Origin of the sequence: Sorangium sp. So ce385, from assembly GCF_051474135.1 — a bacterium.
In the GTDB taxonomy this organism is placed as follows: Bacteria; Myxococcota_A; Polyangia; order Polyangiales; family Polyangiaceae; genus Sorangium; species Sorangium cellulosum_D.
Window position 1 is genome coordinate 14,108,352 of the sequence record NZ_CP150337.1, and the last position, 20,093, is coordinate 14,128,444.

Annotated in this window: 18 protein-coding genes; 3 read left to right on the forward strand and 15 right to left on the reverse strand. The window is 71.0% G+C overall.

Annotation, left to right across the window (positions count from 1 at the left end; genetic code table 11):
• Positions 1–4: 4 nt before the first annotated feature.
• From WME83_RS51630 to WME83_RS51700, 15 genes are all read right to left on the reverse strand, one after another.
• The gene (locus WME83_RS51630) at positions 5–1,510 is read right to left on the reverse strand and encodes a general secretion pathway protein GspK (protein ID WP_437317076.1); all 1,506 of its coding nucleotides are present in this window, start codon (positions 1,508–1,510) and stop codon (positions 5–7) included.
• 3 nt (positions 1,511–1,513) lie between these two features.
• Positions 1,514–2,233, reverse strand: coding sequence for a type II secretion system protein GspJ (locus tag WME83_RS51635; protein ID WP_437317077.1), 720 nt, complete (start codon positions 2,231–2,233; stop codon positions 1,514–1,516).
• Entirely contained in the window at positions 2,230–2,907 is a 678-nt protein-coding gene (locus WME83_RS51640; RefSeq protein ID WP_437317078.1) for a type IV pilus modification PilV family protein, read from the reverse strand. Before WME83_RS51640 ends, WME83_RS51635 begins: the two co-directional genes overlap by 4 nt.
• The gene (locus WME83_RS51645; protein ID WP_437317079.1) at positions 2,907–3,608 is read right to left on the reverse strand and encodes a pilus assembly FimT family protein; all 702 of its coding nucleotides are present in this window, start codon (positions 3,606–3,608) and stop codon (positions 2,907–2,909) included. Before WME83_RS51645 ends, WME83_RS51640 begins: the two co-directional genes overlap by 1 nt.
• 22 nt (positions 3,609–3,630) lie before the next feature.
• Positions 3,631–4,035 (reverse strand): prepilin-type N-terminal cleavage/methylation domain-containing protein, encoded by a 405-nt coding sequence (locus WME83_RS51650; protein ID WP_437317080.1) that lies wholly within the window; start codon positions 4,033–4,035, stop codon positions 3,631–3,633.
• 38 nt (positions 4,036–4,073) lie between these two features.
• Entirely contained in the window at positions 4,074–4,487 is a 414-nt protein-coding gene (locus WME83_RS51655) for a type II secretion system protein GspG (protein WP_020742219.1), read from the reverse strand.
• A gap of 8 nt (positions 4,488–4,495) precedes the next feature.
• Positions 4,496–5,722 (reverse strand): type II secretion system inner membrane protein GspF, encoded by a 1,227-nt coding sequence (gspF, locus tag WME83_RS51660; protein ID WP_437317081.1) that lies wholly within the window; start codon positions 5,720–5,722, stop codon positions 4,496–4,498.
• An 8-nt stretch (positions 5,723–5,730) separates the two neighbouring features.
• Positions 5,731–7,509 (reverse strand): type II secretion system ATPase GspE, encoded by a 1,779-nt coding sequence (gene gspE, locus WME83_RS51665; protein ID WP_437317082.1) that lies wholly within the window; start codon positions 7,507–7,509, stop codon positions 5,731–5,733.
• Positions 7,506–10,148 (reverse strand): type II secretion system secretin GspD, encoded by a 2,643-nt coding sequence (gspD, locus tag WME83_RS51670; RefSeq protein WP_437317083.1) that lies wholly within the window; start codon positions 10,146–10,148, stop codon positions 7,506–7,508. The genes gspE and gspD overlap by 4 nt, the downstream gene beginning before the upstream one ends.
• Before the next feature lie 54 nt (positions 10,149–10,202).
• Positions 10,203–10,448, reverse strand: coding sequence for a hypothetical protein (locus WME83_RS51675; RefSeq protein WP_437317084.1), 246 nt, complete (start codon positions 10,446–10,448; stop codon positions 10,203–10,205).
• A 96-nt stretch (positions 10,449–10,544) separates the two neighbouring features.
• Positions 10,545–11,522, reverse strand: coding sequence for a type II secretion system protein GspC (gspC, locus tag WME83_RS51680; protein WP_437317085.1), 978 nt, complete (start codon positions 11,520–11,522; stop codon positions 10,545–10,547).
• 208 nt (positions 11,523–11,730) lie between these two features.
• Positions 11,731–13,143 carry a sigma-54-dependent transcriptional regulator gene (locus tag WME83_RS51685; protein ID WP_129580924.1) on the reverse strand — a complete coding sequence of 471 codons (1,413 nt, stop codon included), beginning with the start codon at positions 13,141–13,143 and terminating at the stop codon, positions 11,731–11,733.
• Positions 13,144–13,270: 127 nt separating this feature from the next.
• Complete coding sequence (locus WME83_RS51690; protein WP_437317086.1) at positions 13,271–13,828, reverse strand: isochorismatase family protein; 558 nt, start codon at positions 13,826–13,828, stop codon at positions 13,271–13,273.
• 2 nt (positions 13,829–13,830) lie between these two features.
• A complete protein-coding gene (locus WME83_RS51695) occupies positions 13,831–14,274 on the reverse strand; it encodes a hypothetical protein (RefSeq protein WP_437317087.1) in 444 nt (147 codons plus the stop codon).
• Positions 14,274–14,654 (reverse strand): (2Fe-2S) ferredoxin domain-containing protein, encoded by a 381-nt coding sequence (locus WME83_RS51700; protein ID WP_437317088.1) that lies wholly within the window; start codon positions 14,652–14,654, stop codon positions 14,274–14,276. Before WME83_RS51700 ends, WME83_RS51695 begins: the two co-directional genes overlap by 1 nt.
• 148 nt (positions 14,655–14,802) lie before the next feature.
• Between WME83_RS51700 and WME83_RS51705 the strand changes: the two genes are divergently transcribed.
• The 3 genes from WME83_RS51705 to WME83_RS51715 all read left to right on the forward strand — a co-directional run bounded on the left by WME83_RS51705 (position 14,803) and on the right by WME83_RS51715 (position 20,056).
• Complete coding sequence (locus WME83_RS51705) at positions 14,803–17,196, forward strand: DUF2169 domain-containing protein (RefSeq protein WP_437317089.1); 2,394 nt, start codon at positions 14,803–14,805, stop codon at positions 17,194–17,196.
• A 37-nt stretch (positions 17,197–17,233) separates the two neighbouring features.
• Positions 17,234–17,845: a hypothetical protein gene (locus WME83_RS51710; RefSeq protein WP_437317090.1), complete on the forward strand. Its 612-nt coding sequence runs from the start codon at positions 17,234–17,236 to the stop codon at positions 17,843–17,845.
• Positions 17,846–17,977: 132 nt separating this feature from the next.
• Entirely contained in the window at positions 17,978–20,056 is a 2,079-nt protein-coding gene (locus WME83_RS51715; RefSeq protein WP_437317091.1) for a type VI secretion system Vgr family protein, read from the forward strand.
• Positions 20,057–20,093 lie beyond the last annotated feature (37 nt).

A 20,093-nucleotide genomic window follows, 5' to 3' on the forward strand; every position in this document is an offset into this window, starting at 1 on the left:
TGTCCTATTCGATGCGATAGTAGATGATCGTCCCGGCGGGGTTCGACCGTACCTGTTGTTCGTACGATTCCGGCGTCGGGGGGGCCCCGGTCGAGCTGCCGTTCGTCGGGTTGGGGTTGCCCCCGGCGCCGCCGGGATCCTTGTTGTTCTGGTCGGTATCGGTGATCTTCGTCGCCCCCGTGAGATCGACCACCGCATGGATGCGCACGCGCGTCTCACGCTTGTTCCCCGGGACGACGCCGTCGGCATAGATGCTCAGGAAGTTGCTCCTGTTGCCGAGGGCCTTCGTGGCGTTCGGCTTGAACTTCACCGCCTCGACGCCCATCGCCTTGAGCTGCTGGCCGAGCATCGCCCCGAGCGTATTGCCGGCCTTCTGGGTCATGGCGTCGACGAAATCCTTGGGGGTGGGGAAGAGGATGCCCCCGGTCATGCCCTGCACGAGCGACGCCACGGTCAGGAACGCCGTCTGCTGGTTCACGTCTGTGCAGAGCGGCGTCGTCGCGACGTCCACGAAGTCGGCGCTGCAGGTGAGCGTGAGGAGCATCTGCGCGTTCGCCGACGTCACGTTCACCTTCTGCTTCCGGTTGCCCCAGACGGTCAGCACCCGCTTGTCCGGGTTGTTCGGGTCCGGATCGACGAACGTCGCCCAGAAGTCGTCGCCCATGCCCCGGATCAGCCGCAGCTCCTCGAACGAGTCGAGGGGGGCGTTCTTGCGCACGTAGGGGAGGCCGACCGTCTGGTAGAAGCTGTCCTCGGCGCCGGTGGAGCTCGGGGCGTTCGTCGACGTGTCGCAGACGAACGTCTGGTCGCCGGGGTCGGCCCAGTCGACGAGCGCGCTGCAGATGGTCGCGCGATCCGAGAACTGGCCGTCGCCGTCGCGCTCCTCGAAGAGCGCGTTGTACTGCGGGGGGCTCATCAGGCTGATGAGCTGCGCCCCGATGGCGATCTGATCCGAGATGCCGCCCACGTCGTCGGCGGCGCGGTTGATGTTGATCTTCGAGTCCTCGTCGACGATCTTGAGCTCGAAGCGGCCGCCGCCGGTGAGCCCGAGGTTCTTGCCCGCCGCCGCGCTGCCTGCGGCCGCGGCCTCGTCGGGCGGCGCCGCGCCCGGCTCGGTGAGCTGCGCGTTGAACGGGCCGAGGAACATGTCGGTGAACTTCCAGACCGGCACCTGGAAGTTCCCCTTGAGCCCGATGATCGCGAGCATCGGCCCGATCGTCTGGCTGACGCTGGGCTCGGCGGCGATGAGCATCCGCGACAGGTTCACGGCGCTCCGCGCGTAGTACTCGGCCCGGAGCGCGTCGCGATCGGCGAGCGCCGCCGAGAGCTCGGTGGAGGTCTCCTCCTGGAGCTCGGTCAGGAACACGGTGAGCACCGTGATCGCGCCGAGCACCATGACCAGCGCCACGCCCCGCCGGTCGCGCCGCCTCCGGAGGCGGCGGCGCGCGCGCCCGCCCGGCGGGGTGGGGGCGGCGCGCTCCTCGGCGTGGGGGCTCTCCGGGCGGCTCATGGCTCAGTTGGCCCCGAAGGCGATGGGGACCTGCATGGCGATGGGCACCTTCGTCTCGAACTTGATGGGCTCCCCGCCCGGCCCGCCGTTCAGGACCAGCGTCACCCACACCTGCGACGGGAGCCGCTCGAACTGCGCCGCCGGTTGCGTCGAGTCCCACGAGTCGACCCACTCCCCGGTGATGGGGTCGAGGTACCGGACATTGAAGCTCTCGATGTCCTCGGCGAGCACGTTGACGACGCCGCCCCTCGTCGGCTCGAGATCGATGAACTTCGCCTCTCGCCGCACGAGATCGAGCTTGTCGCGCTCCGGGTCGCGCGAGCCGAAATAGCCAATCTCGCACTGGTCCGACTCGTGCGCGTTCCTGAGGAGCCTCCGGTGCGCGAACGCGGTGAAATCGACGCGATCCGCGGGCGACGAGTCCTCCCCGGTGAACGCCGTGAGCCGCACGGCGATGTTCTTGTCGGCCGGCTGGTGCCGGGACAGAAAGGCCGCCTGGAGCTCGCGCGAGACGCGGGCGATCGCCCCGCGGCCCTGGTGGTAGCGGTCGCTGATGCGCGAGATGCCCGCGCGCGACCGGCTCATGCCGTCGAACGCGCCGTAGATGAGCGTCCCGATGATCGCCAGGATGGCGACCGAGACGATGACCTCGAGGAGGGTCACCCCGCCCGCGCGCCGGCGGCGCCCGCGGGGCGAGCTCGCCCTTCGCGCCGTCGCGGTCATTGCCCGCCTCCCTGGCCCGTGCCGCCGCCCGCGCCGGTGTCCTCGGGCTGGCCCATCTGCGGCACCGTGACCCACTGCACGAGCTCGAGCGCGTGCTCCTGCGACCCTTGCTGCCAGGTCAGCCGGACCGTCACCCGCCGCGCGCTCGCCTCGAAGATCGGCTGGAGCGTCGGCGCGAGCATGTCGATGAACGGCTGCAGGAGCCCCGCGATCCCGCCGGCGGACTCGCCGCCCCCCGCGCCGCCGGGCGCGCCGACCAGCGACTGCGCGAGATCGTCGAGGTTGCCGCTCGGGGCGGCGGAGCCGCTCGACTCGGCCGGCTTGGTGAGCTGGCCGAGCCCCTCGAGGTTCGTGTCGAGGTCGAGATCGCCGTACTTGGGCTCGGGCATCTCCGGCTTCTCGATGCGCCAGGAGCACTTGATGGAGGTCGACTCGTCGCCCTCGCAGCACGGCCCGTTGTCGGCCTCGTCGAGCAGCGGCAGGCCGTCCCGGGCGAGCCGCTCCTCGATCTCGGTCATCTTGCAGCGCGCGAGCCCGTTCGCGAGGCTGATGTTCCGCGCGTGCGCCGCCGCCGAGAAGGCGCCGGCCTGGGCGGAGAGGATCGCGGTGAGCCCGAGCCCGAGGATGGCCACCGCCACCATGATCTCGAGCAGGGTGAAGCCGCGGGCGCGCATCAGAACCCCGTGTCCTCGCGCTCCGACTCCTCGGCGTCGTCGCGCGGCCGCGGCATGCTCACCTTGCCCCGCCGGATCTCGGTCTTGCCGGTGAGCGGCGAGACGAGCACCGTCATCACGGAGTCCTCGGTCTCCTCGCCGCCGAGCGAGAGCTGGATGGCCGCCCGCTCGGTCTGGCCGCCGGGCCAGAAGTAGAGGTAGGCGCGCCCCTCGGTCGCGGCCTCGTCCTGGTGCCCGGTCTCCACCTGGAGGAAGCGGACGCCGCTCGAGAGCTCCTTGCCGGGCTTCTCGGCCGCCGGGTCGAAGCCGAACGCCTTCGCCGGCTGGAACGACGGGCGCGGCGCGCGCGGCCCCTTCAGGATCGCCTCGGCCTCGGCCACCGCCGCCTTCTCGGCCTCGGTGGCCGCGGCGGCGCCGCCGGTCCGGTCGTTCCTCTCGACGACGAGCTCGCCCGTGGACTCCTCGAGCACGATCATCCGCTCCTCGAAATCGAAGACGAGCCGCATCGGCTTCGACTTCGCGTTCGCGTGGGCGTAGGCCACCCGGACGGCGCCCGCGAGCAGCGCCGCGCTCCGCTTCAGCCGAGCGCTCGTGACCGCGCCCATGCCGAGGAACACCGAGCCGCTGATGAGCGCGATCACCGTGACGGTGATCAGCACCTCGACCAGCGTGACTCCCCTCGTGCGCAGGCGGCGTGTCATGGGCGCTCCCTCCGCGTCGGCGTCACATCTCCGCGATCTTGTTGATCTCGGACTGCCTCATGTTGTCCCGGATGTCGTCCGGGGTGCCTTCTTTCTTGTCCTTCCCCACCGAGAAGACGCGGACCTCGCCCTCTTCGCACTTGATCCGGTACGGCTGGCCCCACGGATCGTCCGTCTTGTTGGCGTCGATCTGCTTCGCGCTCACGAGCGCCTGGAGGGTCGGGCAGCCCTCGCCGCCCGCGCCGAGGTTCTGGTACTGATCCGCCGCGGTCTTGATGACCGACGTGCCGGTGTAGGCGCTCCTGACCTTCGCGGCCTCGAGCTTCGGCCACAGCACGAGCGTGGCGCCGCCGGCGATGACCGCCATGATCGTCACCACGATCAGCACCTCGATCAGGGTCACGCCCCGCGAGAGCCTCCGGCCCAACCTTCGAATCCTCTTCGCCCTGTTCGTCTCCATGTCCCTCACTCCACCCTGTCAAGCCCGCCGATTTCGCCGTCCGGACCGTCGCTCATCAGATCGTACCCCTCCGGGTCCTTCCTGCCAGGGCAGGTGAGCCGGAGCGGCCTCCCCCAGGCGTCGACCGGATCGATCGCGAGGTATCCCTCGCGCTTCAGCTCTTCCAGCGAGGCCGGGCACCGCCGCTCGTGGTCGGCGCGGTACAGCGTGATGGCCCCGTGGACGACGGACAACGTGGCGCGCGTCGATCGAATTCCCACGAGCCGCCGCTCGCGCGCGCCGAGGAGCAGGAGCAGGACCGCCATCCCGAGGCCGGCCGCGAACGGCCGCACGCGCGCCATGCCGCTCCTGCGGAAGAGCCCGCCGCCGCGCTCCCACGGGAAGAAGATCGTGCTTTCTCGCTGCCTCCTGCGCCCCATGGAGCCCCCTACCCGACGAAGTTCGACATCTGCATGAGCGGCATGAGGATGGATATCGCGATGAACGCGACCGTGCCGCCCATGACGACGATCATGAGCGGCTCGAGCAGGCTCGTGAGCACCTGGACGCGGGTCTCGACCTCGGAGTCGTACGCGTTGGCGACGTTCTCGAGCATCGCCTCGAGCTGCCCGCTCCGCTCGCCGATGGCGATCATGTGGATGACGATGGGCGGGAACCGGCCGCTGCGCTTCAGCGGATCGGCGATGCTCTGGCCCTCGCGGATCGACCCGATCGCGTCGGCGACGACCTTCTCCAGGGCGGCGTTGCCGAGCACGCTGCGCACGATGTCCATGGCGCTGAGGAGCGCGACGCCGGACGACAGCAGGGTCGCGAGGGTCCGCGCGAAGCGCGCGATGGAGAGCATCTGGATGAGCTTGCCGAAGATCGGCGCGTTCAGCACGAACGTGTCCCAGCGGAGGCGCCCCTTCGGCGTGCGCAGCCAGCGGCGGAACCCGTACACCGCGCCGACCAGCATGATGATCACGAGCCACCAGTAGCTCGCGGCGAACTCCGAGGTGCCGATGAGCAGCGAGGTGTACCAGGGCAGCGTCTGGTCCATCGACGAGAAGATGTCCTTCACGTTCGGCACGACCGCGATCATGAGGACCGAGATGAGCCCGATGCCGATGATCGCCATGAGCGCCGGGTAGGCGAGGGCCGCGGTCACCTTGCCCACGAGCTTCGCCTGGTTCTCCATGAAGACGGTCAGGCGGAGCAGCACGCCCTCGAGCGTGCCGGACGCCTCGCCGGCGCGCACCATGCTGACGTAGAGCGGCGGGAAGACCGTGGGGTGCCCCTCCAGCGCCTTCGCGAAGCTCGTGCCCTCGCGCACCTGCTCGCGCACCTGCGTGAGGGTCCGCTTCAGCGACTCCTTCTCGACCTGCTCGATGAGCGCGTTGAGCGACTCGAACAGCGGGATGCCGGCGCCGATGAGCGTCGCGAGCTGGCGGGTCATCATGGCGACCTCGGACGTCGAGGGGCGGCCGGCGAACGCGAAGAGCTTGAGATCGCGCTTCGCCTTCGCCTTCGCGGCCTGCTCCTCGGTCGCGCCGGTGAGCATGATGCCGTCCTTGCGCAGGGCGGCCCGCAGGGCCTTCGCGTTCTCCGCGTCGCGGACCCCTTTGACCGGCTTTCCGGTGCCGACGAGGATGCCTTTGTATTCGAATACCGCCACGGCCTTCCCTACTCGTCGACGATGACGTCTTCCTGCGTCGCCGCGAGCACCTCCTCGACGGTGGTGATGCCCTTGAGCACCTTGCGCGCCCCGTCGTCGCGGAGCGTATCCATCCCCTGCGAGATGGCGACCCGCTTGATGGTCTGCGCGTCCGCGCTCTTCAGGATGAGCGGACCCACCGCGTCGTCGATGACCATCAGCTCGTAGATGCCCCGCCGGCCGACGAAGCCCTTCTGGTTGCAGCCGTCGCAGCCGCCCGGTTTGTAGAACACCGCCCGGTCGATGTCCTGCCCGATGTAGTCGTATTTCTGCCCGTGCACGCTGTAGCGGTTCGAGAGCTTCCGCCGCGCCTTCCAGGCGAGCCGGTCCTGGTCGAGGCCGAGCTGCTGGAGCTCGTAGTCCGACGGGCGGTAGGCGACCTTGCACGTCGGGCAGAGCAGGCGCACGAGGCGCTGGGCGAGGATGCCGATCACGCTGCTCCGCACGAGGAACGGCTCGATCTCCATCTCGACGAGGCGCGTCACGGCGCCGGCCGCGTCGTTCGTGTGGATGGTCGAGAGCACGAGGTGGCCGGTCAGCGACGCGTGGATGGCGATCTCGGCCGTCTCCTTGTCGCGGATCTCGCCGACCATGATCACGTCCGGATCCTGGCGGAGGAAGGCGCGGAGCGCCGAGGCGAAGGTGAGCCCGATCCCGGGGTGGACGTGGATCTGATGGATGCCGCCGATCTCGTACTCGACCGGGTCCTCGGCGGTGAGGATGTTCCGGCTCGGCTCGTTGATGCGGTTGAGGCAGGCGTAGAGCGTCGTCGTCTTGCCGCTGCCGGTCGGGCCGGTGACCAGGATGATGCCGTCCGGCCGCTGGATGAGCCCGTCCATGAGGGCGTACTCGCGCGGCGCGAAGCCGAGGTCGTCGAGCCCGAGCAGGACCGACGCCTTGTGCAGGATGCGCATCACGATCCGCTCGAAGCCGCGGCTCGTCGGCACCGTCGAGACGCGGATGTCGACGCTCTTGCCCGCGATCTTCAGGGTGATGCGGCCGTCCTGGGGGAGCCGCTTCTCGGCGATGTTGAGCGACGCCATGATCTTCACGCGGGCGATGATCGGCGCCATGAACTGCTTCGAGGCGCGCTTCGCGACGTAGAGCTCGCCGTCGATCCGGTAGCGGACGACGACGTCGCGCTCCTCGGGCTCGATGTGGATGTCGCTCGCCCGCTCGCGGACCGCCTGCGCGAAGAGGCCGTTGACCCAGGCGATGATCGGGGCGTCGTCGTCCGAGTCGATGATGTCGACGAGGTTGTCCTCCTCGAGCGCCTGGTCGCCCTCGAGCTTCGCGCCCCCGTCCTCCTTGCGCTCCCAGATGCGGTTGATCGCGTTCAGCACCGCGTCGCTCGTGGCGACCGCGATCTCGACCGGCTTGCCGAACAGCGCCCGCACGTCGTCGATCGCGGTCGTGTCGAGGGGGTCGGCGACCGCGCAGTAGACGACCCCGTCCTGCTCGGCGAGCGGCAGGATCTTGTGCTGCTTGGCGTAGGTGATCGGCACCCGGCTCGCGAGCTCGAGCGGCACCGCGTCGATGTCGATGCGCGGGAGGAGGCCGACCTCGCACTCCTCCGCGAGCGCCTTCGCGATGCTCGCCTCGTCGGCGATGTTGGACGAGACGAGGAGGTCCGCGAGCGGCTGCCCGCGCTCGCGGACCGTGTCGAAGAGCGGCACGAGCCGCTCCGCGGACACGACGCCCCGCCGGACCAGGATCTCGCCGAGGTACTGCTGCTGCTGCATGCTCATTCGACGCGCTCCATCTGCCGTCCGCCGGGCGGGCGTCGCACGGGGCGCGGCGGCGGCGCCGCCCCGCCCTGCGGCGGCGGGGGCATGTCGCCCTCCATCTCGACCATACCAGGAGCCATCGGCCCTGCGGCCGCGCCGGCCTTCCCGCCGAACGTCGGCAGCCCGACCGGCTCGACCGGCGCGTGCTCCTGCGGCCCCCTCGGCCGCGCCTCCTCCTCGAGTCGCGCGCGCTCCTCCTCGGTCAGGATCGACTGCCGGATGTCCTCGACGAGCCCGTTCGCCCGGCTGAAGTCGCGCGGCGGCTCCCAGGCGGCGCTGTCGCTGAAGACGAAGTAGCGGTCGATGAACTCCTGCCGCTCCTGCATCTTGCGCTCGAAGATGGACCGGAGGTCCTCCTGGTCGCGGATGACGTAGGGCGTGAGGACGAGCAGGAGGTTCGATTTCCCCATCTCCTTGACCCGCTGCCGGAACAGGAACCCGAGCACCGGGATGTCGCCGAGCACCGGGATCTTGGTCTCCCGGGTCTGCGCCGAGTCGCGCACGAGGCCGCCGATCACCACGGTCTGCTGATCCCGGACCACGAGGGTCGTGCTCGCGGTGCGCTTGTTGATGGGGATCGCGCCGAGCGCCCCGAGCGGCGCGCCGGCGTCGGAGATCTCCTCCGTGAGCTCCAGCCGCACCTGGTCCGAGTCGTTGACGTGGGGGATGACCTTGATCTTCGTGCCGACGTCCTGGCGCGCGGCCTGGCCGCCGAGGCCGCCGAGCAGGCCGCCGAGGCCCCCGAGGCCGCCGAGCGCGCCGGCCGCGCCCGCCGCGCCGCCGGCCAGGCTCGCGAGCTGGTTGAGCCCGCCGCCGCCCACGTTGGTCTGGAGCGGGATGTTCTGGCCGATCGAGATCTCGGCCGCCACGTTGTCGGTCGCGAGGATGTGCGGCGTCGCGAGGATGTTGGAGTCGCCGTCCTGGGCCAGCGCGTGGAGGACGATGCCGAACGCGGGGATCGACAGGCCGGTCCCGAAGATGTTGCTCGAGCCCGGGATCTCGGCGCCCCGGACGCCCAGCGCGAGCGCGCCGAGCTCGGTCGGCAGGCCGCCGACCGAGGGCACGACGTTGTTCCCGCCGTAGATGATGCCCTGGCCGTTCGCCGCGTCGAACGGCGCGCCGGCGTGGTAGCCGATGCCGAAATTGAGCGAGCGCTTGACGTCCACGTCCATGATCACGGCCTCGATGAACACCTGCCGTCGGGGCTCGTCGAGCTGGTCGATCACGTTGCGCAGCTGGGCGTAATCGTGGGGTGACGAGGTGATGAGGAGCTTGTTGCTCGCCTCGTCGCAGGTGACCTTGACCTGGCCCTCGAAGATGTCGTCGGTCGAGCCGGGCACCGGGGGGGCGTTGCGCGCCGCCCCCCTGCCGCCCACGGCCGCGCCGCCGCCGCCGCCGGCGCTCCCGCCGAGGACCTGGTTCAGCGTCGCGGACAGCTCCTTGCAGCCGGCGTGCTGGAGCGAGAGCACGTGGACCTGCCCCTCGCCCGTCTGCGGCACGTCGAGGCGCTTCAGGATGCCGAGGACGCGCAGGTAGTCCGGCTCGGTGGCGGTGATGATGAGCGAGTTGGTCCGGTCGTCCGCGATGATGCGCGCGCCGGTGCCGCCGCCGCCGGGGGCGCCGCCCCTGCCGGGCCTGCCGCCGCCGCCGGCCCGGGGGTCGACGATCTCGTTCAGCTTCGTCGCGACCTCCGCGGCGGAGCCGTAGTGGACCGGCTGCACCCACAGCTGATCGCCGGCGCCGCCGACGTCGATTTCCTCGACGATCCGGAGCATGCGCTGGATGTTCGTGCCCGTGTCCGTGATGATGAGCAGGTTGCCGGGCGGGTAGACGGTGACGTCGCCGTCCTTCGACTTGAACTTGGTCAGGACGCCGCCCGCCTCGTTGGCGTCGATATGGGATAGCCGGTACATGCGGGTGACGAACCGGTCCTCCGCGGGCACGGGCGCGGCCGTCCCGAACACGGGGGTCGTCTCCGACACCGCGCCGGGCGTCTCCACGATCTTGAGGAAGCGGCCGTGCGGGATGACGGTGAGGTCGTTCGACGCGAGGATCGACAGGAACGCGCTGTACGCCTCGGCGACCGTCACCTTCTCCGGCGCGTACACCGTGGCCTTGATCTGCCGGAGCTTGCCGCCGTAGATGAACCGCCGCCCGGTGATGTTGCTGATCGCCTTCACCAGCTCGGGGAGGTCGGCCTCGTCGAGGTTGAAGCTGACCTTGTAGCCGCCGGGCTTCGGCTTGAACTCGATCTCCTGGACCCCCTGCTTGACCGCGGCGAGCGGGTCGTCTCCGGTGTCGCCCGGCGCTGCGCCCGGCGCCCCCGGCGCCCCCGGCGCGGCCGCGGCGCCCGGCGCGCCTGCCGCGGGCGCGCCCGCGCCCGGCGCGGCTGCGCCCGCGGAGCCCGGCGTCCCCGAGGGGATCCCGGGGCGGCCGGGCGCCGGCGCGCCCTGGCCGGGGGTCCGCAGCACGGGGGCGTTGCGGTTCGCGGGCTGCGCTGCGGCCGGCGGGGCCGCCGCGGCGAACACGAGCGCCGCCACCGGCGCGGCGAGGAGCCTCCTCCGGAGGCAGCAGGATCGCTCGAGGGTCGTCATCACCATCAGTCGACTCGATATTCTCTGCGTGGGTTTTGGGGGTGGGGGAGGCGGCGCCGCTCAGTCGGCGCTCGGCGCGCTCTCGCGCTCGGCCGGCGAGGGGGGCCGCGGCCGCTTCGAGCGGGATGTCCTGCCCAGGGCGGTCTTGCTCGCCCCGGTGGTGGCCTCGCCCTCGGCCTCGTCCGCCGCGTCCGCGGCGCCTTCGGCGCCGTGGGGCGGCAGGACGGCCTTGGCGACCGACACGAGGACGAGGCTCATGACCCCGACGAACGTGAGTGAGCCGAGGACGAACGTGCCGACGTACATCAGCGTTCGCCGGAGCAGGCTCCCCTCGTCCAGTCTACCTATCCATCGCGCCATGCCACTACCCTGCTTTCATCCCTGGAATTCAGTCCGCAGCGCTCACTTGATGTTGAAGTCGATGTTCATCGGCTTGCCCTTGCGGTTGATGCTCACCGTGAGCCGGTCCGCCGTCCGGAGCCGCGCATAGGCCTCGAGGGCCTTCTGCGGATCGCTCATCTCAAACCCGTTGATGCTGGACAGCCGATCTCCGTTCTCCAGGCCGAGCGTCCCGAGCAGCGAGTCCGGTCGAATCCCGAAGAGACGGATGCCGACCACCTTGTCGCCCTCCTTCTCCGGGACGATGCGCGCGGAGCGCATCAGCTCTCCCTGGTTCTCGAGGATCTGGTCGACGGCGCTGCGCTCCACGTTGAACTCCGTCTCGCTCACCCGCTGGATCTTCGAGGCGATCTCCGGCGGGACCTTCTTGCCGCCGCGGGCGGTCGACTTCGACGTGCTCGTCGGCGCGGGCGTCACGGGCGTCGGCGCCGCGGCGGTGCGCGCGCCGGCGGCGTGGTTGCCGCCCACGATGGCCTGGCACCGCGAGCTGCCGGACGTCAGCCAGACCCGGTCCCACCCCACGTAGTAAACGGTCTGCCCGCTGATCTCATCCCCCTGCCGCCGCAAGATCGCCTTGCCGTCCGAGCCGGCCATGGCCGCGAACGACCACGCGGGATCGTCGGCCTGCGTGATGAGCAGCACGCGGGCGCCGTCGCACGACGGATCCGCGTACGGATCCTTGTTGCTCATCTCCTGCTGCACGCTCGGGATCTCGACCGGCTTGCCGTCGAGCGGCCCCGTCACCGAGTCGAACGGGTTGCGCGAGAGGATCGGCCCGGCGTGCGTCGCGTGGTCCGTGCTCGCCGTCGACCCGAACGACGTGGGGCGCGGCGGCGGGCCGGCCGCCGCCGGCGGCGCGTCGATCGCGACGCTCGAGGCCACGAGCTGACCCATGCCCGACGCCTGGAAATAGGCGGCGAGCGCGATCAGCGCGCCCAACACCCAGGGGAAATACCGCTTCAGGATCGCGTCGATGCCCATGCGCCCATGCTCCTCTAAGCGAGTTTCGTGCCAGGGGTCAATCGCTGGCCGTTCCCCCGCCTTTTCTCGGAAATACGGAAGCCACCCCGCCAAGGTGACGCACCCGAGGCGCGCGGGGCGGCCTCCTTTGCCAAAGTGACAAATGGATTTTCGCCGGGGGTGCCGGCGCGCCGGAGCGCGCCCTCTCCGCCGGGCGGCGCGCGCGAGATCACTCCAATTCGCCGAGCTTTCGGTAGATCGTGCGGGTCGAGATGCCGAGCAGCTGCGCGGCCACGGATTTGTCCCCGCGCGCGTGGCGGAGCGTCTCGCGGATGAGCCTGCGCTCGACCTCGTCGAGGGGGGTGCCGACCGAGAACGTGAGCGAGCTCGGCTCGGCGGGGGCGGCCTCGCGGATGAAGTCGGGCAGGTCGTCGACCGAGAGCTGGTCGCCGCGGCAGAGCACCACCGCGCGCTCGATCACGTTCTCGAGCTCGCGGACGTTGCCCGGCCAGGTGTAGTCGGTCAGGCGCGCCAGCACGTCGCGCGGCGCCTCCAGGCGGGGGCGGTTGTTCTTCGTGCAGTAGACGCCGAGGAAGTGGTCGACGAGGAGCGGGATGTCCTCGCGCCGGGTCCGGAGCGGGGGCGCGGTGATCGCGATCACGTTGAGCCGGTAGAACAGGTCCTCGCGGAAGCGCCCCGCGGCGACCTCGGCGCGGAGGTCCTTGTTGGTGGCCGCGACGAGGCGCACGTCGGCGCGGACCGTGTCGCCGCCGACGGGCTCGTACTCGCCCTCCTGCAGCACGCGGAGGAGCTTCACCTGCACGGCCGGCGACAGCTCGCCGATCTCGTCGAGGAACAGCGTGCCGCCGGCCGCCTTGGCGAAGCGGCCGTCGCGCTTCGCGAGGGCGCCGGTGAACGCCCCGCGCTCGTGGCCGAAGAGCTCGGCCTCGAGGATCGTCTCCGGGATGGCCGCGCAGTTGACCGCGACGAACGGCCCGCGCGAGCGCGCGCTGCGCTCGTGGATGAAGCGCGCGAGCAGCTCCTTGCCGGTGCCGCTCTCGCCGAGCACGAGCACCGTGGCGCTCGAGGGCGCCGCCTGGGTCGCGATGTCGAGCACGCGCCGGAGCGTCGGGCTCGATCCGACGATCTCGCGCTTCGTGAGCAGCTTGATCTCCTGCCGCAGCGACCGGTTCTCGGCGACGAGCGACTGGCGCTCGGCGGCCTTGCGGACGCTCTTGATGATCGTCATCCGCTTGAGCGGCTTCTCCACGAAGTCGTAAGCGCCCTCGCGCATGGCCTGGACCGCGGTCTCGACGGTCCCGTACGCGGTCATCATCACGACCTCGGTGTCCGGCGCGAGCTGCTTGAGCGCGCGGAGCAGCTCGAGCCCGCTGACCCCCGGCATCATGAGGTCGGTGAGCACCACCTCGACGCGGCGGCTGCGCACGATCTCGAGCGCCGCCTTCGCGCTGTCCGCCGTGATGACGCGCATGCCGTCGCGCTGGAAGATCTTCTCGATCGAGGCGACGTTCGACGGCTCGTCGTCGACCACGAGGACCGTCGGCGCGCCGGGCGGCGGCGCGGCGCCGGCGGGCGGGGGCGCGCTCGGGGGGGCTCCGACTTGTGCCAGATCGTCAGCCATGCGCCACTGTGTCACGAACGTCAGCCGCGTGTCCAGAAGAGCACGGGTCTGACAAAGTCCGAGCCGGTGGCTGACAAACTGACACGGCGACCTGGTCGCCGCGGTGCCCGCGGAGATCGCGGCGATCTCAGCGGATGAGCTTCGACAGGTGCTTGAAGTCGTCCGTCCCGGCGACCTTGAGCCAGTCGAAGACGACGGTCTCGGCGGTGGTGATGGTGGCGCCTGCGGCGCGGCAGAGGTCGAGGCCGGCGAGCCGGTGGTCGTCGCGGCGCGAGGCGACGCCGTCGAGCGGCACGTGGACCGCGACGCCGCGCGCGGCGAGCTCGCGGACGGTCTGGAAGACGCAGACGTGCGCCTCCATGCCGACGACGACGGCGGTGCGGGGCGCGCGCTCGCCGAAGGCGCGCTCGAACTCGAGCGCGTCGCAGGCGGAGAACTCCATCTTGGGGATGACCGGCGCGCCCGCCTGGGCGAGCTTCTCGGCGAGGGGCGCGACGGTGCGCCCGAGCCCCGCGGGGTACTGCTCGGTCGCGAGGACGTGCGCGCCGAGCCGCCGCGCCGCCTCGATCAGCAAGGTGGCCGCGCGGGTCAGCGCGTCCATCTGGGGCGCCGGCATCGCGGCCGCGAGCCGCTCCTGGACGTCGACGACGATGACCGCGCTCGCGATGGGCTCGAGCCTTCGCATGGCTACCTCGTGGTCCGGAAGCTCTTGAGGAACCGGAGCAGGTCGCTCCGCAGGTCGAAGCGGAGGAGCGCCTCGCCGATCACGGCGCCGCCCTCGCCGACGAGCACGCCGGGCAGGACGGTCATCGACGCCAGGAGGTCGTTCGGGCGCACGGTCTTGCGGCCGGCGAACGCGCAGCGGCGGCCGTCGTTGGCGGTGAACTCGAACGAGTAGGGGAGGGTGCCGGTGCGCGCGAGGTCGAGGCCGAGCCGCCCGGACAGGTAGCGGTGATCGGCGAACCCCTCGGCGTCGATCTCGCCCTCGATCTCGACCTCGGGCTTGCGCAGGAAGGCGAGGAGGCCGCGCGAGCGCGCGCGGATGGTGAACGACATGGGCCGCTCGTCGGCGGGGGACTCGGCCAGGTGGAAGCTCCCGGCCATGGTCTCGCAGAACTCGAAGCCGCGCATCACGCCTCCGGGGGGCGGCGGGGCGGCGCCGGCAGCGGCGGGCCGGCCGTGGCCTCGGTGAAGTCCTCGGGCGGGAGCACGAGCCGCTCGACGCGGCGGCCCTCGGCGAGGGCGTCGACGATCTCCGGGATGTCGGCGGGGGTCACGCGCCCGTAGAAGTAGCCGTCCGGCTCCACGGCGATGACGGGGCCGGCCCAGCAGACGTCGATGCAGCTCGCGGTGCAGGCGCGCGCCTCGGTCTTGGCGAGGCCGCGCTCGGCGAGGGCGGCCTTGAGCTGCGCGTGGATCCCCTCGGCGCCGCGCTGGGCGCAGGAGCCCTTGGGGACCCCGTCCGGGCGGCGGTTGACGCAGACGAAGAGGTAGCGCTTTCGCTGGGGCACGGGGCGGATCCTCGTGCGTGGCGGGCGCCGGGTCAAGCTGGGGGGCGGAGGGGCGCGCGGGGCGGGCGGGGGAGGGGAGTTCGCGAGCTCGGCCGCGAGCCCGTTGAACGGCTCGAGCTCGCCGAGGTGTAGGATGGCGCACCCCGCCATGGATGTCGTCTCCAACTGCCCGCTGCCGGTCGCTTCGGTCGTCTGGCAGCCACGCCCCGCGACGTGGATGTTGACCGTCGTCTGCAAAGCGACGTTCGTGCTGCGTCCAGGCGAGGCGGCGCTGGCAAGAGAGCAGGAGCCGCCGCACGAGGACGACCAGCACTGGCAGAACGACGCCCGCCGGAGCCTCCGCGCCGCCTGCGATCTCGTCCCCGTGAAGCCCTGGGCAGACGTCGCGCTGGTCGGGCACGCGTTCGCGCCGAGGGGAGAGCCCGTGCGTTCGCTGATCGCCCGGCTCAGCGTGGGCGAGGTGGACAAGTCGATCGCGGTGTTCTGCGATCGGGCGTTCGGTCAAGACGGCACGCTCCACGAAGGACAACGGTTCTCTCGGATGCCGTTGATTTACGAGCGCGCGGCGGGAGGGCCGGACACGTTCAATCCTGTCGGGTTGCGCCCTGGAATGCACGACGCGCAAGGGCGGATCCTGATCCCCAACCTCCAGCCGCCGGGGGTGAAGGTCACCTCCCGGTCTGATTTCATTGCGCCGATCGGCTTCGGACCGCTCTCGCCGACGTGGCCGTCGAGGCGCGAGAAGATGGGCCGCAAGGGGGCGCCGGGGCTGCTGAGGGACTGGTACAAGCAGCCGCTCCCGGAAGACATCGACTTCTCGTGCTTCAATCACGCGCCGCAGGATCAGCAGATCAAGGAGCTGCGCGACGACGCGCAGATCGCGCTCGAGAACCTCCACCCGGAGCACCCGCGCCTCGTCGCGAGCCTGCCCGGCGTCCGGCCGCGCGCGGTGCTCGAGCGCGCGAGCGGCGCGGCGCAGCCGCTCACCTTGCGCTGCGATACGCTGTGGATCGACGCGGACCGGTCGGTGTGCGCGTTGACGTGGCGCGCGCAGGTCCCGATCGAGCACCCGCAGGAGCGGGGGAGGGTGCTCGTCGAGCTCGCGCAGGCCGGGGCGGGCGCCGGTTGGCCGGGTGGAGCGGTGGGGCGCGCATCGACGGCGTCGCAGCCGCGGGGGCTCGATGTCGCGGAGACGGCGGTTCCGCCGCCGCCGTCGTCCGAGGACGAGGCCGAGGCCTTCGCGGGGACGATGGCGCCGGGGGTGGTCCCCCCGGCGGAGATGGCGCTCCCGTTCGCGCCGTCGGGTCAGGCGTCGGGCTTCGCGGGCGGCGCTCCAGCGCAGAGCGCGCCGCGGCCGCTGTCGCAGTCCTCGTCCGGGTGGGCCGGCGCGGCGCCGCCTGCCGTGCCCGCGCCGCCGGGCTCCGCGCCGTCGCTCGGCCAGTCGTCGTCCTGGGCTCAGGCCTCGCCGCCGCCTCCCACCCGCCGGACGCGCACAGGCAGCGACGATCCGGACGCCTTCTTCGCGCCGTCGCCGCCGCCTCCGCCGCCGCCGAGGGTCGTGGCGCCTGCGCCGATGGAAGCGATCCCACCGGCGCGCGAGAGCAACCCGTGGTCGGTCGAGCCTCGCGCGGGTCAGCCGCCTCCCATGACGGTGGGGCAGCTCGCCGCCCACGTGGTGAGCCCCGAGGTCGTCAGGGCCGAGCCAGCGCCGGCCGCGCGCCCGGCGCCTGCGGCGACGCCGCGCCTCGAGGGCGCCCCGGCGCTGCAGTTCATCTGGTACGACCCCGACGAGGTGCCGCGGATGCGGCGGAAGCCCGCGTTTCAGCGGATCCTCCGCGAGCTCGAGGGGAGGCCGCTCGACGCGGAGGTCGACGATCCGGCGATCGTCCGGGATCCGATGGCGGTCGAGGATCGGCGCGAGGTCTTCGAGGTGCTCGCGCGCGGGGAGGCGGCGGACGAGGCGGAGCTGAGCCGGGCGCTCGAGCGGGCGGTCCGCGAGGACGGGAAGTTCGTGCCGCCGCTGGCCTTGCTCGCCGGCGAGCTGCACTTCCCGTTCGACGAGCTCGAGCGGCTGAAGGCGACGATGACGACGGCGGCCACGTTCGCGGCCGGGGACGAGGCGCTGAGCGCCGCGGTCGAGGAGGCGAAGGGCTTCCTGAGCATGCCGCACCTGCTCTGCCCGCCGGCGGTGGCCGAGGGGCTCACCCAGCGGATCGAGGAGGCCTTCGCGCGGGTGAAGCGCTCGGTGCCGCAGGGGTACCTCGGGGAGCAGGCGGAGCGGGTGCTCCTGGAGCGGCGATGCTACCAGCGGCGCTCGGTGCTCGGGGCGGTGCACCTGCGCGCGCTGCTGCAGGTGGGCGGCGCGTCGAGGCTCGTGCCGGCGTACCTGCCCGAGGATCTGGCGAAGCGGCTGCCGATGCAGGCGCGGTTCAGGGCGAGGCTGATCGCGACGCTCGAGCTGCAGGAGGATCAGTACGAGACGCACCCGGCGGCCCTGAGGGTGACGGCGCTGGGGAGGTTGATGGCGGCGCCGCGCGCGTGACGGGCGGGCGCGCAGCCGCAGCGATGGGGAGGCCGGCATGTCGAAGGGGGATCACGTCTTCAACAACATCGTCGCCAAGATGAACGGCGCGTTCGAGGCCGGGTTCAACGCTTATGCGCGCGACAAGCACGCCAGCGGCTCGGCTGGCTCCGCTCCGCTCGGCGCCCTCATCCATAGCAGGGCGGCGCGGGACGATTGGATGCGCCGGCACATGCCGCGGACATCGAGCCTCCTGACGGCGTTCCTCGAGGATGCGGCCCTGAGGGATCTGAGAGAATCGCTCCAGACGGCGACCTATCTCGGCGGAGACGCCAACAACGACGCCTACTCGATGTATGCGCAGGAGTTCCAGGGCGCCGTGGTCCGCCTGTTCACGAAGATCGCGCGCACGCGATCCTATCTCAACGAGGGCGACCTCACGCCCGACATCACGCGCGTCCGGAGGGCGTTCTTTCATATGACACGCGCGGCCGAGGACCCTGGCGCGCTGCAGAGGTTGCTCGAGCAAGCCGACGGAAACGCGCGCGAGCGGGCGAGGGTGGAGGCCGCCGTCCAGGCTGTCCGCGCGCGGCTGGAGTTGGCGTGGGGAGCCTGTGAACGCATCTTCAGGACGGCGGCCGCGGAGCTCCTGCGGCTGCCCAGGAGCTGACCGCGTGGCCATTGAGCACACCCGTTTTCTTGTTCCGATGGCGGCGGCGGATCGCATACCCTTCGATCCGACCGGTGAGCCTGGCACAGGGTGAGGGAGGTCCTCGCCGGCTGAACGAAGGAGAGCCCGCCGATGCGTCTCGAGGTGACGTTTGCGTGTGGCGAGGGCCCGCTATCCGTGCGCCGGTTCTCGGTGCAGGAGGCGGTATCGAGCCTGTTCGCCGTCTCGGTCCTCGCAGGATCCGAGAACCCCGCCATCGACCTGGAGGCGATCATCGGCAGGCCGGCGCGCTTTCGCGTCATCGGCGGCATGTCTCATGCTGGCGCAGGTACCCGCCTCTGGACAGGCATCTGCAGCTACGTCGAGCAGGTCCACGCGGTGCAGCCGACCAGCGGTCAGACGGCCGTCTCCAGCTACCACGTGCGCATCGTCCCGGATCTCTGGCTGCTCACCCAGCGCCGCAACTACCGTATCTACCAGCACCTCACGATCCCGGACATCTCCGACCGGCTGCTCGCGGAGCGGAACCTGCAGCCCGTCTGGCAGATCGATCGAGGCCGCTATCCCAAGCTCGAGTACAGGGTCCAGTACGGCGAGAGCGACTACGCCTTCCTGTGCCGCCTCTGGGAGGAGGCCGGGATAGCGTTCACCTTCCCCGATGACGAGGGCGCGGGCTCTCGGCTGACGCTGAGCGATCGGCTGCACCAGAATCCGCTGCGCGAGGGGGCGCCGCTGACCTACGCGGACAACCCGAGCCAACCCCTCGACCAGCAGTTCGTCGCCAACGTCCAGCTCTCGCACGAGGTCCGCCCGGGGGCTTACACGATCCGCGACCATGATCTCCGCCGCCCGGCGTTTCCGCTCCTCGGCGAGGCGCAGAAGGCGCCCGCGCCCGAGGACAGGTACGAGCAGTACCACTACCAGCCGGGCGCCTTCTTGATCCACGCGGACAAGGGCGGCGGCACGCCGGCCGCGGACGACAAGGGGGCCACGCGTCACGAGCAGGCCTTCGGCGCGGGGCTGGCTGAGCGGGCGCTCGGCGCCGAGCGCGTCGATCGCCGCGCGATCTCCTTCGAGACGAACACGATCGACCTCTGGCCCGGCGTCGTCTTCAGCGTCGATGGCCATCCGCACCCCGAGATCGCCGACGGTACGCGGCTGCTCGTCACCGAGTTCTCGATCGACGGCACCCCTGGCGAGGAGTGGTCGATGTCGGGCCGCGCCCTCTTCACGGACGTTCCCTACCTGCCTCCGTTCCGCACCCCCAAGCCTCGCGTCGAAGGTGCGCAGTGCGCCACGGTCGTGGGCCGCGCGGGGCAGGAGATACACACCGACGAGTTCGGCCGGGTCCGCGTCCAGTTTCCCTGGGACCGCGAGGGGCAGCACGACGACGCGAGCTCGTGCTGGATCCGCGTGAGCCAGGGCTGGGCCGGCACGGGCTACGGGATGATCGTCATCCCCCGCGTCGGCCAGGAGGTCCTCGTCGGCTTCCTGGAGGGGGATCCCGATCAGCCGATCGTCGTCGGGCGCGTCTTCAACGCCACCCAGCAGGTCCCTTACAAGCTCCCGGAGCACAAGACGAGGAGCACCTGGAAGAGCGACTCGTCGCAGGGCGGCGGCGGGTTCAACGAGATCATGTTCGAGGACCAGAAGGGGCAGGAGCTCGTCTGGGAGCAGGCCGAGAAGAACCGCCGCCGGCTCGTCAAGAACGACGAGACGATCACCATCGGCCACGATCGCCAGCTGCTCGTGAAGAACGACGAGCACGAGCGCACGCTCGGCAACCTGAAGGTCTATGTCGGCAAGGATCAAGACATCGTCATCAAGCAGGAGAAGCGCGAGCGCGTGGAGGGCAGCAGCCACCTTCGCGTCCGGGGGAAGCGCAACCAGAAGATCGACGGGTCGCACTCGCTGATCGTGGGCGGAGATCGCCATGAGGTCGTGGGCAAGAGCCACGCCCTCGCGGCGGCGGAGGAGATCCACGTCGCCGCCGGTACGGCGCTGGTCATCGAGGCGTCGAAGGACCTGACGCTCAAGGGGCCGGGTGGGTTCATTCGCATCGACGCGAGCGGCATCACCATCCGGGGCAACGTGGTGCGCATCAACAGCGGCGGCTCGCCCGGCAGCGGCAAGGGCGCGAGCCCCGAGGAGCCGGCCGAGGCGACGGAGGCCGTCACGGACGACGTGAGCCGGACGCTGATAGGGCAGTGATCGGCGCTGGATGGTCCACGACCGAACGTTCGACGCG